Raw genomic sequence first — 14711 nt, forward strand, 5'->3', positions numbered from 1 at the left:
GTGCGTCTGGCCTCAGGCGCCCTTGCTGCGGCGTGCGTCGAGCTCGGAGACGTTGCTCAGCTCCTCCATGTCGTCCTCGGTGCCAGCCGTGCGGTCAGCGAACAGGTCGTCGAGCTCGACCGGCGTGCCGGAGTAACGCCGACGATCGACCATCACCTGGCAAGTCGTCATCAACGTCTCCCCGCCGTCCTTCGTGCGGCGCTTCACGAGGGCGGATCCAAGGCCCTCGGACCACACCGACATCCAGGACGACTCCGACGTCTGCCCGGGCCGGATCGAGGCCGGGAAGTTGGACTGCGCGACCTGGAACGCCGTGTCCTGATCGAACAGGATGATCGGGACCTTCTCGCCGGCGTACTCGCGGTGCATGAAGAAGCCGATCTTGTACCGGCCTCGAGGTCGCATCTTGTCGTCGCTGCCGAGTTCCCAGCCCAGGTCGAACGCCAGCCGCCGGTCGTCGAGCTCGTTGCCTTCGCCCATCGACGGCGGGCTGCCGGGCTCGTGGGCGTTCTCCACGTACGCCTGGCCGGAGGTCAGGCAGCCTCGCAGTGAGGAGACCAGGGCCCGGCCGGGCTTGGAGCCGCGGTTGGAGGCCATCATCTGCTCGGCGATCGTGATCAGCATGTTCTGGCCGGCCGATGGGTTGTCTCCCCAAAACTCGACCCCGAGCTCCTTCAGGTCCTCGATGATCCCGAGGTCGCTGCACATCTGCCCGAACAGGTCGATGGTCAGTGTGAGGTGGCTGGCGGTCGACGCGACGCGGTCGGAGGCTTCGCCGTCGAGTTGGATGAGCTGGGCAATCGAGGTCTTCTGGGTCGCGAGGCGACGGTCGAGCTGGGTGATCATGTCGTCCCAGCCGAGCTTGCGGCTGTAGTCGCGGACCCACTTCACGAATGCTCGCGTGACCCGCGAGGGGGCGCCGTCGACTCGACAAAGGTCGTTGATGGCGTTGGTGGGCTTGCGGTCCTTGGACAGGAACTGTCCGGACTGGACGGAGACGTTGATGGCCCGGGTCTGTGCTGAGTGCAGCGCGAGCCGGTTCTCGCTGGTGATGACCAGGACGCGGGCGTGCACGGGCCAGGAGGTGCGTTCGCCCTCCATGGAGGCGCCGGCGCGGCGCTTGGAGGTGTTGTCGTGGATGGCGCGCACGATGCCGTCGATCTTGGCCTGATCGGAGTCCGCTTTCGACCTGCTGGTCGAGGGGGTGAGGTCGTCGACGACCCAGATCGGAGAGCGCGAGACGGCCATCTCGGTGGCGGCGAGGGTGTCGTTGGCGTTGCCGGGCAGCATCTTGTCGTGCCAGACGCCGGGCATCGCTGACCAGAACCCCATCATCGTGCCGGCGGAGTAGCTGTTGTGCGTCGGGATAAAGTCCCCCGCCAAGAACTGTCCCGACGGGTGATCGACAGTGAGGCAACGGGCCGAGACAGGCGGCCGCTTGGTCATCGACTTGATGGTGACGTGTTCGACATTCTTGACCATCGCGTGCTGTGCATGAACGCGAGCCTTACGGGCAAGAGTGAACACAGTTAGATCGGAACGGAACGTCACTCGCCAACGGCGCCCGACAACGCGTCGCGACGTACTGCCGTTCTTATCCCGTTCGGTGATCGCGGCCTCCGATTCTGACACTCTCGGGTTGATCCCGAAGGTCCGAATCAACTCCGCCACGTCCCGCGCGAGACGTTCGCTGCAGCTCGTGAATTCCAGCACCCCGGACCCAGCATTGACTGAACCGTCCGTGTCCATCAGACCCCGGAGAAGTTCAAGGCGCTGGGCAAACGATGCACGGAGAAGGTCAACGGGAACGTGCTTGTTCCCGAGTACCCCCATGCTCCGGAGGCGGACAGCGAGACCAGCGATCCCGTACCCGTATGCCGAGGAGGGCCAGCGCTTGACGACCCAACCTGCTGCGACGATTCTCTCGATGATCTCGGCGTCGGCGGTGGTGAATCCGCTTGAAGTCGTGGTGCCATCGCCAAGCCAGGCTCCCAATGTGTACGGGTCCACGTCCGTCGGGACCGCACGTCCGAGGAGCGGTTGAGGGCGGTCCAGTGCCGGCTGAGAACCGTTGGGAAGGTCGGCGACTTCGGCAGAGGTCATCACGCGGTTCCGTGGCGCTGTGAACACATGCCTCTCACTCTGGTCGGCGAGAGCGAGCAGTGACTCCGCCACGGGGAAGACCTGCAGAGGCCGGGAGACAACACTGTCAGGATCGATGTGCTTGGTCGATGCCAGGCCGCGTCTCCGGAATAGTTTCGCGACGCGTTTCCGATCCCACCCGGTCCTGTTGGCGACCCCAGTCACGCTCACGGTGTCGCGTTCGAACTGGGCGTCAACCCCCATGCCAGCCAGAGCGTCGGTGACCTCTCGTGCGTCATACCCGTGAACCTTCCGCGGTTGGCCGATCGACGCCCAGATCGTTTCGTGGGGCACCCCAGCGGCAGCCAAGGTCTTGCGGATGTGTCCGTCGCTCTGACCGGTCAGTTGTCTCAGCTGCGCAACGGTCGCGCTTGATGTGTTGGAGAGGTCCGAGGCCATGCGCCTGAGGCTCTCTGCGAGTTCGGTTCGCCGGCGTCGGGTCGATTCTCCTCGTTCCTGATGGGCAGGCGCACGAGTCGCATGTGTGGAGACGGACCAGAGGTGTGAGGAGGTTGCTGTGATCCGGCGGCCATCGCTGAGTTCCATCTCAAACATCTCGAGGTCATCGACGACGGGAGAAACGGCCGCGATCTTCGTCGTAGTCCCGTCTGGGGCATAGACAACGTCTCCGACGCCGAGTTCGTCGTTGCGGGCCCAGCCGTCTGGGAACTTCTCGGTGGCTGGTACCGGGATCTTCTGGTCCAGCGTCAGCGCCTTACCGCTGTTCGGGACGCCCCAGAAGGACAGGACGACCCCGCCGTCCAAGGGGATGGCCGGGCGCAATGCGGAGGCGAGCACAAGCCAAGCGTGGGCGGGGTTGCGCCACGCGCCGCCGGTGAGCAGCACTTCGCAGCTGCGCAGGATGTCTCGGCGTACCTGCTCGAGGTACTCGTCGTCGTCGAATCCGCGGTTGTCGCGTGCTCCGAGGCCGAACCGGTCGGCGCCGGTGAGCTCGCGGACGACGTCAGTGTGGGTCCTGTCCTCGGCGCCGGGGTCGGAGACCACGTCGGCTCCCATGGCGAAGACCGGGGTGCCGTCCTCGGAGGGCAGCCAGCCCATCCGGGTCCACTCGATTCGGTCGGCGACTTCGTCGGCGCGGTTGGCCTTGACGGCGCGCAAGAACCCGGCTCCCTCCTTGCCCCGGGGCGGCCACTGGTCGTTGCGGACCAGTGCGGTGGGGACGAAGATCTCTCCGCGGTAGCGACGGTGCCAGGACTCCGGTGGCTCGATGAGCATCTCGGCTGGTCCGCTGATGACGGCGTGGTGCTGCTGGCCGCTCTCCTCCCAGGTGACCTCCATGTCGACGACCGCGGTGGTGTTGCGTGGGTCGACCGAGTCGTTGTCGATCTTTCCTGACGTCATCTCCGCAGGCAGCGGGCGTCGGCGCGATCCGACGGAGAGCAGCCGGCCTCCGAGTCCGACGCGCTGGACCCAGCGCTGTCCGATGACGCGTCCGGTCTCGTCCTTGCGCTCGATGCATTCTTCGATCGCTGCCCCGGATGGGGCGACGCGCCAGTCGCCGGGGTTTCCCTCGGGGCGTGGCGGCCTGGGGGGCATCGTCTCAGTGGCGGTGGCGCGCAGCTGGGACCAGGTGTGTCCGGCGGCGAGGTAGTCATCGACGCCGGCCTTGGCTACTTCGCCGTCGGAGGTGGCGGTGGTGGGGTTCAGGAACGAGACGGTGGCGGCGTGCTTGGTGTCGAGCAGGTAGGAGCGCAGGTGGTCCGCGGCGCGCCAGACATTGTGGTTGGAATCCAGGTCGGCGTCGAAGGCGACCGTCGCGGGCCGGTCGCGAAGCGTCAGGGAGTTCCACTCGTGGTTGCCGTGCCAGTTGTCGACGCCGAACAGGGCCACGAACAGGATCCGGTCGTCGGTCTCGACGCGCTCCATGAGGTCGCGGAGCCGGCTCCGGTGGTCGCCGTCGCCGTCCCAGTGCAGGTCCTCAGCGTTGGCTCCGTGGTGGATCAGCCAGGCTCCGAGGGCGGCGTCGGCCTTGAGCAGCCCTTCGAAGAACACGACCTCGGGGGCGTCGCCGACCCAGTCGGCCGGCGTGGCTGGGTGCACTCCCATGGGGGTGCCGATGTTGGGCAGGTTCTCGTACTTGAGCTTCTTGTCCGGGTCGCGAGGGTCGGAGCTGGGGGTAGAGGGCCGGAACTGCACGGTCTTGGGTGCCATGAGGCCGCCGATGCGTTCAGACATCGCGAGGGTGTCCCAGGTGAACCAGGGCATGTAGAGCAGGTCGCCTGCCTCGCGCAGGCACTCACGGAGCCGCTTGCCTTGGGCGCTGCGGGCGTCGGGGACCTGCATGCTCGAGCGGTCGTCGGCGGTGGTGTCTGCGGTGACGGTCGCGTAGCCGCGAGCGGCGGCGATCAGGGGGGCGACGGCGGAGCTGGCGAGCTTGACGGCGCCGGATCCGGTGATTCCCGCGGCGGCGTAGTCGCTTGGCTCGAAGTCGACACCGGCCGATGCGGCCTTCTTGGAGGTGTTACTCATGGTGTCTCTATGTCGCTGGCCGCGAACCAGTCATCGGTGAGTTCGGTCCGGCCAGGAGCCTGAATCGTCCGTGCGGCGGGTTCTCGGTGTGCACGGTGAGCAATTACTCACCGGGGTGAGTAACATTTTTCACTGCGGTTCCAGGTGCATTCGGCCGATTACTCACTTACTCACCGTTTCAGAAGTATGTGCATGTATGGATTCGAGTGAATGATTCTCCGGTGACCCATCAGGGCGATTTGTTCGTGCCTCGTGGTGAGGCATCACGAATCTGGTGAGTAATGTGAGTAACGGGTCGGATACGACTGCAAGCAGAGGGATAATCGCTACTCACTAGTGTGTGTGTCGAGTGAGTAAGGTGAGCACTACATACAAACCGAGGCTCATTCTCACCTGCTATTCCAGCGGTCTTCGGCGCCCTGCCTACTCATGGTTCGGTGAGCAGCGAAGCCGTGAGGGAGTCTGTTGACTGGTCACGGCGTGTCGGCATAGAAGTCCACGTGACCGCATCACCAGGCCTCGGGCCAGCCATCGCGATGTGGGAGTGCGCCGCCACTGGCGACTCCCTCGCGATCTTCGACGCCTTCTCCCCTGCCGAGACACTCGAGTCGTGTCTGGACCTGATCAACTCCCTGTTCATTCGGGTCACCGATGACCATCTGAAGGCCGGACACTCCGCTCAGCTGATCGGTGCCCGAATGCAGGCCTCGGCAAGCTGCTCCAGCACCGCGGAAGCCGGTCGACTCCTGGAGGGGTTGGGGCGTTGCATCACCGGCGAAGCTCCCGAAGACGTCCCCCGGGCTGACCGGCTCAGCCACGCCGGACTGCTGATGGCGGCCGCGGCTATGGTTCGCGCCGTCGGCACGTTCATCGCCCACCTCTTGGGCGTGTCCGAGGATCGTCTGATCCGCGATTCCCGGGAGCGGTGGACGTATGAGGTGGCGGCGATGAGCAAACGTCTCAGGCCGCCGCGTACCTAGAAGACATGAGCGACTTCACCGTGGTCCCCAACGCGAGCGCCCAGAAGGCCACCGACACCCTCGCGGCTCTGCTGTCGCGCCACGCGCACATGCGTTCGGTCGACTCGGTCATGGGTGCCAGTCGGCGCCGCTTCGCCCTGCGGATCATTGACGTGCTGCCAGACCATCTCGCGGCTGTGCGCGAGGACCCCGACGCCACGCCGGGACAGTGGCGACCCACCGCCCTGTTCGATCTGTTGGCGGCCGCCGAAAGCGACGCCGAGGTCGAGTTCGCCAAGTCGGTCGGTCGCCTTCTGGCAGCCTTCGAGATGCAGCGGCTCAGTGACCGCCACTTTCCGGCGCCCGGCGCCTGACCGAAGTTGCCCGACCGGCGGACCCCAGGTCAGGTGCCGCAATCGGTGGCGGTCTCAACCGGCCGTCAGGTCTGGTCGGGCGGGATCGGCCTAACGGCACTCAGAATCGTGGCGACGGCGAGACTGAATCGATTGTCTGGTGCCTGCAGGGCAGAGGCGAGGAAGATGGCCATGTCGAGCTCGCGGTCGCTAGGCGCCGGCCCGATGATCTCGAGTGACGGGGTGTGCTCGGTGTAGATGGTCGCCAGGTCGCTGCGTGCGGCCTGGCGAGACTGGTCGGCGATCGGGCACACAGTGTGCGGCTCCCTTTTTCGGTCAGGCGGCGGTCGGTCGGCGGAGACGATCTCGGCCGGCGAGCCAGCCTCGGACGTCCTCCCACTGAGAGAACGCGTGACCGAAGCGATTCTTGAGCGGTGCCACGTACAGCTCGCGGCTGCCGCGGGGGTAGCGGAACGCCGAGTTCGCCGGCTTCTTGTGCAGCCGCGGGTCGAGCACGGCGACCAGGCCGCTGTCGTCCTCGGAGCGGATCAGGCGGCCGACCGCCTGCTCCAGCAGCAGTGCGGCGTCAACGGCATAGATGTCGGGCGCGGCCGAGCCGAGCCGGTCGCGCAGTAGCCGGCGGCGCGCCTCGTCGACCGGGCTGGCGGGGTTGCGCGGAATCCTGTCGACGACGACAAGCGAACAGGTCGGTCCAGGGGCGTCGATACCGGTCATGTAAGACCGGGTGCCGACCAGTACGGATGTGGCTTCGGCCTTCCATCGAGCGGTCAGGTGCTGCTTGGAGGCTCCGTCCCACTGCGATAGCACGGTCAGCTGCCGGCCAAGGCGGCTGCGGAGCACGTCGGCGTAGAGACGACCAGCGGCGCTGGTAGACGCCAGGATCAGCGCCGAGCCGCCGTTGGCCTGCACCACGTCCACGACACGTTCAGCGGCCCACTCAGGGTGCCTAGAGGTGTCCAGTGCCGTCCTGGACGCCTTGGGGCGTCTCAGAGCGTCCTGGTCGGCCTCAGAGGCCGCCTGTGGCACCCAGAAGGCGCTGGCGGCATAGGCGGTGTCGAACGGTGACGGGTAGGAGACCACGGAGGCATCCAGTCCGGCTTCGGCCGGCAGAGTCGCCGGCATCGTGGCCGAGACGGCACAGACGTTGAGCTCGGTGGCCGCCAGGACGCGCCCGGTGCCGACCTCGATCGCAGGACGAGGCACATCACCCTCGTCTCCCGGCTCGGGCGCCAGACAGCTCTGGTCGTGACCGGTGGCACCGTGGACGTCGACGCATCCGGCCTCGGCGAGTCGGTCAACACAGGCGGCAGGCAGCATCATGGGGGCCTGGTAGCACTCTTGGCGAAGCAGCCGCGCGACGTCGACCGGACTTGCCATCGCTGCGGTGTGTCCGTCCCGGTTCCTGTCGATCCAGCGGGCGTATCCCGGTGTTCCGTCGTCGAAGGTTTGCACGTTGGTCAGGAAAGCAGTCACGCGGTCGGCGAGCCGGCGAGCCTTCAGTTCGGTCGCGGTGCCGCTGGTCTTGCGGGCGATCCTGCGCAGGACCTTCACGAACGGTGTCAGGGAGCGGACGATCGTCTCGGCGAGCTCGCCGGGCAGGCCTTGCTCGTCTGGTTCGATGATGGCCTGGGTCTGAAAGCTGCTGATCTTGCCACGGCTCCGGTAGGCCTCGTCCAAGGACTCATCGAGCAGTTGGGCCACCTGCCCGGCGTGCGCGAACGCTGCCTTCTCTCGTGGCGACTGGGCGTCGATGACTCGCTCCAGTGAGCTGAGCAGCCTGCCCATCGTGGTTCCTGAGATCTCGCTGGTTCCTTGGGCGCGGACCTTGGCCGGCAGTTCGTGGGCCTCGTCGATGACCAGGTGGTCGAAGTCGCCTATGGTCGCGGAGCCGAACAGCACGGGCACTCCCTTGGCTGCCTGGACTCCCAGCATCGTGTGATTGGTGACCACGACATCAGCCTCGGCGACATCGACCCTGGCCTGTGTGGGGATGCAGAACTCGGCGAGTGGGCACTTCGCTGCGCCGACGCACGCGGCCGAGCTGACGGTCACCTGACCCCACTGTCGATCCGTGGCGATGCCGTCGTAGCTGGAGCGGTCTGCCGACGTGGGGTGGCCCGCGGCGCTGGCCTCAATCGCCCAGGCGGTCAGGTCGGCATCGTCGCTTCGGCTCTGTCTCACCAGAGCAGCCATGGCCTGCAGGTGCTCGGAGGCGAGGTGGCGCGATGAGGTGATCTGATGCAGGGCGCGAGCCAGGGCGGCGGCGGGCTCGGGTTCGCCGTCGACGATCAGTCGGTCGATCTCGTCTTGGATGATGTCCTGGGCGCTGTCGACTGCCGATCGGGCGCAGGCGTAGTTGTGCCAGCCCTTGTGGACTGCGACGGAAGGTGCGATGCCGTGGATGCTCTTGCAGGCTTCGGCGGCGACGGGAGCGTCCTTGGACACGATCTGGTCCTGCAGCGCGAGAGAGTCGGTGGAGATGACGGTGCGCTCGCCTCGACATGCGGCGCTCATCGCCGGCGCCAGGTAAGCCAGCGACTTGCCAGTTCCTGTCGGTGCCTGTCCGGCGATGTGGGTCCCTGAGTTGCCCAGCGCGTCGGTGATGTCCTCGAACAGGCTCAGCTGCCCGGGCCGTGGCTGTGCGGTTAGGTTCGCGGTGGCGGCGATGACTGCCGCTGCCAAGACGTCGTGGTCGCTCATGCTGCGTCGGCGTCGGTTGCGGGGGTCTGGCTGTCCTCGAGGAGGTCGTCGAAGGTCCGGGTGAGGCGGGCCCAGATCCGCTCGCCGGTGGCTCCCAGCGGGCTGCCGGGGAAGTCGCTGGCCCACTGCAGGGTCGCATCGGTGCGGGATCGGGAGATGATCGAGGCCTTCTCGCGGGCTTTGCGCTGGGTCTCGGTCAGTGGTGCGAAGGCGTTGTAGGGCTCGCACTCGCTGGCGAGGTAGCAGTCGCCGAGGACTTCGGAGATCTCTCGCCAGGTCGCGTCGGCGGGGATCATGCGGCGGATGGTGCGCTTGAACGTGCGGGCGAGCTGTTCGGAGGGGCGGCTGCGTGCCGCGTTGGCGCCTTCGACGATCAAGGTGACGATGTCCGGCCACAACTCGAGGATGCGTCGGGCCGAGGCGGGGGTCTGGTCGTCCCAAACGCACATCAGGAGCGGTTCGACCGGTTCGACGTCGTCGGGGTCTTCTCCGTCGAAGACGACGGCGACGAAGGCTTCGAGTGAGCGGCGGGCGGCCCGCTGGTCGTTGCGGATGATGCTGAGGATGTGGTCGCGGTCGGCGCGCCGGTCCAGGCGGGTGGCCGGCTCGAGGCGGAGTCCTTCGGTGATCGCGGCGACCTGGTGACGGATGCGGTCGGCGCCTCGGGTGTAGCGGGCCGCGTTCGTGTACTTGTCGAGGACGTTTTCGACGTGGTTGCGCTCGTCGGGGTCGTCCGCGGTGATGAGCTCGTTGTCGGTCTCGGCAGCGAGCGTGTCCAGCATGTCGTTGATCTTGCGATTGACCGCATCAGCGTGCGGTTGGCCCGCGGTTGACAGTTCTCGAGGCGCGAAGAGCATGAGGCGGGAACCCTTGGCGCCGTACCTGTTCCGGAGCAGCGAGGTCGTGGCGCTGCGGGCGAGCTGCCGCGCCCACCCGCATGCCGAGGCGGTCTGGAGCCGCTGGATCTGCAGCCCGTTCGCTTCGGGGTCGAGGATCTTGTGGGTGATGACCTGCTCGAGGTCCTCGATCAGGTCGAGTCGGCGTTGCGGGGTGGTCTGGATCTCGCAGGCGACCTGGCGGAGGACGTCTGCTCGGAAGATCAGCTCGGCGATCCTCTGGCGAGCGACGGGGTCGCTGATCTCGCCGGCCTTCCACTCCAGGGCCACAGAACGTGCCTCGGTGTCGGCCACACGAGGTGGCAGAGGGGCCGTCAGCGGTCCGTAGGAGACACCTGCAGTGTTCGTCGTCTCGGGCATGCCTTCTAGGTACGCGGCAGCAGGCGACGTTCGCACAGGCTTCCTGCGCAGGCGGATGCGGCAGCGCTTCGAGGGGTCAGGCGGCTGTTCTGGCCGCTGCTTCCTGCTGCCGGCGGCGGACCTCTTCTGGAGTCGTGGAGGACTTGTCCAGGAAGCCCTGTGGCAGGGCGATCTCAAGGGGGACGGCGCGTCCAGCGAGGTCGCAGTAGTAGGCCACGGCGCCGCGCACGACGTCACCGGTCTCGTCTCGCAAGGCCTTGAGGGAGTCCCAGTTCGGTTTGGTGCCGCCGCCGTGAGATCCGATCGTCGCCTTGGAGGTGATCCGCTTCATCCGCTCCTCGGTCGCCTCCATGTTGAAGACGCGGCAGGCGGCCCGGGCTTCGTCGGGGTCCTTGATATGGAGGATGAAGCCGCGGGAGATGAACCCTTCGAGGCCGGCGTTGAGTGCGTCCGAGACCTTCTGGGTGAAGAAGATGGGCAGCACGTCCTGGCTTCGGGCGATGCGTCCCAGCCTGTCGATGTCGGCGCGACCGGCGCTGAGGAAGGTCCACGCCTCGTCGAGGTAGAGGACGCCACCTCCGAGTCCGGCCAGAGCCATCGCGGACCCGTAGACCATCATGCGCACCAGGGCGAGGGTGACGCGCTGGGTGACGGTCATCTGTTCGGGGGTCATCTTCTCCAGGCCCTCGATGGCCAGGTTGGCGTCTCCGACCTTGATCAGCGTCAGCCCCTCGTGCACGCTCAGCGGGCTGCCTCCGGGTTCGACTCCGATGCAGGCGCGCGCCAGTGGTGAAGATTCGGTGAGGTCGAAGACGCGGGAGACGAGCTCGACGGGCAGGTCCAGGTCACGGTCGGCGATCTTGAGCGCTTCCCCGACGCAGGTGGCTCCACGGTTGACGCCGTAGTAGATCGCCTTCTGCAGCGGCACCTCATAGTCGGCACGTTTGCCGCCGAAGGGGTTGATCTGCAGGAGCATGTTCGTCGCGAGGTCGGCTGCGACGTCGGGTGACCTGGAGAACCGGATCGGGTCGAAGACGCCGTCGGAGTCGACGAGGCTGTCCAGGGAGGAGATCTGGTGGTTCGGGATGGTCTTGACCACGTCGCTGTGGTCGGAGGTCATCTTGGGGTCGATGAAGATCCCCGGCACTTTCATGCGTGTGAACTCATCGGCCACGAACAGCCCGAACTGGGTCTTGCCGGAACCGGTGGCGCCGCAGACCAAGCAGATCGGCAGGTCGTCGCCGGAGGCTGCTGCCTTGGGGCTCAGCTTGACTGGCTGGTTGTCGAGCTCGGTGAATCCGATGGTGGCGCCGTCGTGGTCTCCGACCACCGAGAGGGAGGAGAACCCGGAGTAGGCGACGCTCTGCGAGGGCAGGTCGAGCAGGTTCGGGTTTGCTCGGTACGGGCTGCACAGCATCATCTCGGTGTGTGCGCCGGACTGTCGCCAGCTCATCGGAGTCAGGTCGGCCGGGCTCTGGGAGTAGACGCGGCGGTTGACGTCGTTGACCTGACCGTCGAAGGCGGCCAGGACGGAGGCTCCGGCCAGTGTGGCGGTGCCTTCGCCACGGGCGTAGACGGCTTCGACGCCGCTGATGGTCTGTAGTCGTTCTTCCTGCTCGGCGTCGGAGAGTTTGCCCTGGTTGTGTCGCTCGTTGATGTCGTCGCGCACGCTCTTGCGGTTCGACTTCAGCTCCTCGCGGGTGATGGCCGCGGGTTCGATCCTGGCGCGGATGGAGACGGCGAGCGCGTCGGCGTCGATCAGGTCGCAGACCCACTGTGCTGTGGGATCGGTGGAGTCGATCGTGATGTCTTCGCCGATCGGCAGGTCCAGCTCGGCCATCGAGGCGAAGGTGATGGCGTGCTGGCCGGGAATGTCGCTCCAGTTGGCGCAGCTCTTGAGGCCCTCGGCTTCGGCGAGGCGGAGGGAGTCGACGTCGGTGAAGAAGTGCAGGTGGTCGGCGTGACGGACGGTCGGGGTGTCCGCGCTGCGGCCATGGTTCCACCAGGCGTTGGCCAGGCGGATGTCATCGGGCGAGGCGACGAGCATTCCGGAGCGATCCAGGCAGGTTTCGATCTCTGCGAAGTCGGCATCGTAGTCCGACAGTGGGGTGGTTCCCGAGACGATGGTCTCCACAACGGAGTCGACGGCGTCCAGGAGTCCGCCACCGCCGCCGATCTTGTCGTGCAGGCGGACGCCGAAGAGCGCGACCCGACGAGGTGTGATCACCGACGGGTACGCCTGGCGCAGATATTCGGCCAGCGGGTCGTTTCGGTCGGGCTGGTAGAGGCGGGGAACGTTGACCAGCAGCATGTGGACATCGCGGTAGCTGCTCGAGGCGAGTCGTCGTCGCTTGATGGGGGCGTTGACGAGTTTGGAGAGCTCGTGGAAGGCCTTCATCATGGGCTGGGCGGCTTCGTCGAGGTCGGCGGAGTCTCGTGCGTCGGCGACCGGTGACATGGGGATGCCGCGGTAAAGCCAGACGCTGCCGTCGATGCCTTGCAGGCGGCCGTCGCGAAGCCGTCCGCGTAGCGTCGTCGGCCACAGTGGCTGGTCGCCGATGTCGAGAGCTCGGGCGGCTTCGCGGTGCCGCTTGGTGGCCTGGGTCATGGTCACTGACCGCCTTCGAGCTCGTCGACGCTGTCGGAGTCGGGGGCGTCGAGGGTTCGGCCGCTGACGGCGTTCTGGTACGCCTTGAGGTCGGGGCCCTGGCCGGTCGCTCCCCACGCCACCACGGTGGGGCTCGCGGTGTTCGCGTGGTGAACGAGCAGGTCGTAGGCGACCTTGGTCTCTTCGCCGGAGACCTCCTCGCGGTCGCCGGTCTCGGCCTGCTGTTCGGGCCAACTCAGGGTGAGCTCGACGTTGACGATCATCCGTTCGGGGAGGTTTTCTTCCTCGCGGTCTTGGTCGTCTCCCCACCTCGCGGCCGCGGTGACCACGTTGATGTTGCTGACCCGGGCTCCAGTCAGCGGTGGGTAGGCGTGATCGCCGTTGGGGTCGCCGACTGCGAGGCGGAGGGCGTCGGGATCATCGGCGGCATAGGCGTTGGACCACGCCTGGATGGCTGCTTCGACGCTCTGGCCGGCGTTGATGTCCTCCAGGTCCGGCCAGGGGCCGAGGTCTGGGAAGGAGTCAGAGGCGGGGGCGTCGGCGATCAGGGACGGTTCGGACAGGGCGATCGCTCCGGCGTCGTCGGACTTGCCGACGAGTACGCCGACTCGGTAGGTCGTGGTCCCCGAGGACAGCGTGATCTGATGCTGCTGCTGTTCATAGCTGGTGGACTCACCGGTGCCTGATTCTTCGGTGACGGTCTTGCTGGTGGCGCCGTCCCAGGAGACGAACCTTCCCCCTGGAAGTGGGGAGGGCTCGCGTGCCAGCCAGGCCTGCACGGCGGTGACGGCGACGGCCCGGGTGTCTTCGTATTGGGCGTACGTCTCCTGCGGCGGGGCCGGTTCGGCGTCTGAGTTCGCGATGAGCACCAAGTTGATGAACAGCAGGGGCACCATCAGGGCGATGATCGCGATCACGGTGTAGCGCAGGATCTTCGATCGGCGGGCGAGTTTGTCGGCGTCGGGCAGACCGGCTCGTGGGGTCTCTTCGACCTGGCCCCACCACTGCTGTTGTCGCTTGAGCCCTCGCATCGACGCTCAGTTCTTCCGCAGCAGCGCGAGGGTCGCGTCGATGAGTGTGTGCTGCTGTTCGCCGACCTCGGACACGCCACGGACGACGCGTAGAGCTGCCTTGGTGTCGGACTCGTTGAGAGTGCTGCTGCTGGCGATTCCGAGGACGCCGAGCAGGCCCCAGACTGCCTTTAGTCGCGGCCGGTCCATGGTGGCGGCGATGACGCCGGCTTCCATGGGGTCGGCGTCGGCGATCGCGCGGAGGTCGTTGACGGGGGTCTGGGCGGATCGTCCGGCGGACATCAGGGCGGTGGTGATGCTGACTGGGTCGTCATCGACGCCGAGCAGGTAAGCCGCGGTGCGAGTGACGTCGGATGGGGCCTGGTCGACGTCGATGGTCTTGGCGGAAACACGGCGTACGGCGGCTCGGCTCAGCGTGCGTGTACCGCGGGACGTCTTGCCGCTGCCTGCCGCTGGTACCTCCTCGGTGTCGAGCTCCGGAGTCTCGAAGGTCTCGGCGTCCGGGGAGGTGTGGTCTGGGAGTTCGCCGTGGTCGATGCCGTCGGTCGTCTCGGAGATGAGATCCTCCGGCGTCCAGGTGGTGTCCGTGCTCATCTGGTCGTCCTCGTCTGTAGCTGCGCTGGTCCTACTCAGGAACATGCGCCACATCGGAGGACCGTTGAATGGGCGGCGGGTCAGTCCTCGACTTCGCCGAGGTCCTCGACCCTTCGCACGACTCGGAAGCCCTTCTCACCGGCGGCCTCGTCGCGGCCTTCGTTCTCGATCCAGACCCGCACCCGGTGGCCCTTGAGGCTTCGGATGCGCTTGGCCATGGCTAGGCCGGCGTCGGTGTCGGTCCGGTCGGTGCGGAAGGTGTCGATCCCGTCGGGGCTGTACTTGGTCGAGTACCCGGTGTCGAGTTCGACCTTGCCCCGGGTGGATGACTTCTCCTTGGTGATATCGGAGACGATGCCGACAAGGGTCTTGGAGTCCAGGAGCTGCTGAACGGCTCGTCCGATGGGGTCTCCGGCCGCGCTCATCGCGGCGATGTCGGTGGCGACGCCCTCGACGGACTTGCGCCACTTGTAGGTGGCGCCGTCGGTGGGTGCTCCGACGACGGTGACGGCGGCGGCGACGATGGTCGCGCGGGTCTCGGTGCTCATGGTGGTCCT

The 14711-nt window shown here is 66.7% G+C and carries 10 protein-coding genes; 2 read left to right on the top strand and 8 right to left on the bottom strand.

The annotated features are described in order from the left end of the window. Positions 1-12 precede the first annotated feature (12 nt). Complete coding sequence (locus tag ACEVFP_RS14040) at positions 13-4632, bottom strand: LAGLIDADG family homing endonuclease (protein WP_375000077.1); 4620 nt, start codon at positions 4630-4632, stop codon at positions 13-15. A 500-nt stretch (positions 4633-5132) separates the two neighbouring features. Between ACEVFP_RS14040 and ACEVFP_RS14045 the strand changes: the two genes are divergently transcribed. Both ACEVFP_RS14045 and ACEVFP_RS14050 read left to right on the top strand, forming a co-directional pair. Further along, positions 5133-5612, top strand: coding sequence for a hypothetical protein (locus ACEVFP_RS14045; RefSeq protein ID WP_375000078.1), 480 nt, complete (start codon positions 5133-5135; stop codon positions 5610-5612). Positions 5613-5617: 5 nt separating this feature from the next. Then, positions 5618-5965, top strand: a complete 348-nt coding sequence (locus ACEVFP_RS14050; protein ID WP_375000079.1) for a hypothetical protein — start codon at positions 5618-5620, stop codon at positions 5963-5965. A 65-nt stretch (positions 5966-6030) separates the two neighbouring features. Here ACEVFP_RS14050 and ACEVFP_RS14055 read toward each other — a convergent pair whose 3' ends face one another. From ACEVFP_RS14055 to ACEVFP_RS14085, 7 genes are all read right to left on the bottom strand, one after another. After that, positions 6031-6258: a hypothetical protein gene (locus ACEVFP_RS14055; protein ID WP_375000080.1), complete on the bottom strand. Its 228-nt coding sequence runs from the start codon at positions 6256-6258 to the stop codon at positions 6031-6033. A 22-nt stretch (positions 6259-6280) separates the two neighbouring features. Beyond that, positions 6281-8665 carry an ATP-dependent DNA helicase gene (locus ACEVFP_RS14060; RefSeq protein WP_375000081.1) on the bottom strand — a complete coding sequence of 795 codons (2385 nt, stop codon included), beginning with the start codon at positions 8663-8665 and terminating at the stop codon, positions 6281-6283. Next, positions 8662-9921: a hypothetical protein gene (locus ACEVFP_RS14065; RefSeq protein ID WP_375000082.1), complete on the bottom strand. Its 1260-nt coding sequence runs from the start codon at positions 9919-9921 to the stop codon at positions 8662-8664. Before ACEVFP_RS14065 ends, ACEVFP_RS14060 begins: the two co-directional genes overlap by 4 nt. A 76-nt stretch (positions 9922-9997) precedes the next feature. Further along, a complete protein-coding gene (locus ACEVFP_RS14070; protein WP_375000083.1) occupies positions 9998-12529 on the bottom strand; it encodes an ATP-binding protein in 2532 nt (843 codons plus the stop codon). Positions 12530-12531: 2 nt separating this feature from the next. Then, the gene (locus ACEVFP_RS14075; RefSeq protein ID WP_375000084.1) at positions 12532-13560 is read right to left on the bottom strand and encodes a hypothetical protein; all 1029 of its coding nucleotides are present in this window, start codon (positions 13558-13560) and stop codon (positions 12532-12534) included. Positions 13561-13566: 6 nt separating this feature from the next. After that, complete coding sequence (locus ACEVFP_RS14080) at positions 13567-14154, bottom strand: hypothetical protein (RefSeq protein ID WP_375000085.1); 588 nt, start codon at positions 14152-14154, stop codon at positions 13567-13569. Positions 14155-14234: 80 nt separating this feature from the next. Then, the gene (locus tag ACEVFP_RS14085) at positions 14235-14702 is read right to left on the bottom strand and encodes a hypothetical protein (RefSeq protein ID WP_375000086.1); all 468 of its coding nucleotides are present in this window, start codon (positions 14700-14702) and stop codon (positions 14235-14237) included. Between the last annotated feature and the right edge of the window lie 9 nt (positions 14703-14711).

The organism is Aeromicrobium sp. CTD01-1L150, from assembly GCF_041951745.1.
Classification (GTDB): domain Bacteria; phylum Actinomycetota; class Actinomycetes; order Propionibacteriales; family Nocardioidaceae; genus Aeromicrobium.

Excerpts from the sequence above, each read along its gene's own strand:
- ACEVFP_RS14070 (WP_375000083.1), bottom strand. The coding sequence starts at position 12,529 with ATGACCCAGGCCACCAAGCGGCACCGCGAAGCCGCCCGAGCTCTCGAC.
- ACEVFP_RS14080 (WP_375000085.1), bottom strand. The coding sequence starts at position 14,154 with ATGAGCACGGACACCACCTGGACGCCGGAGGATCTCATCTCCGAGACG.
- ACEVFP_RS14065 (WP_375000082.1), bottom strand. The coding sequence starts at position 9,921 with ATGCCCGAGACGACGAACACTGCAGGTGTCTCCTACGGACCGCTGACG.
- ACEVFP_RS14050 (WP_375000079.1), top strand. The coding sequence starts at position 5,618 with ATGAGCGACTTCACCGTGGTCCCCAACGCGAGCGCCCAGAAGGCCACC.
- ACEVFP_RS14075 (WP_375000084.1), bottom strand. The coding sequence starts at position 13,560 with ATGCGAGGGCTCAAGCGACAACAGCAGTGGTGGGGCCAGGTCGAAGAG.
- ACEVFP_RS14040 (WP_375000077.1), bottom strand. The coding sequence starts at position 4,632 with ATGAGTAACACCTCCAAGAAGGCCGCATCGGCCGGTGTCGACTTCGAG.
- ACEVFP_RS14085 (WP_375000086.1), bottom strand. The coding sequence starts at position 14,702 with ATGAGCACCGAGACCCGCGCGACCATCGTCGCCGCCGCCGTCACCGTC.
- ACEVFP_RS14060 (WP_375000081.1), bottom strand. The coding sequence starts at position 8,665 with ATGAGCGACCACGACGTCTTGGCAGCGGCAGTCATCGCCGCCACCGCG.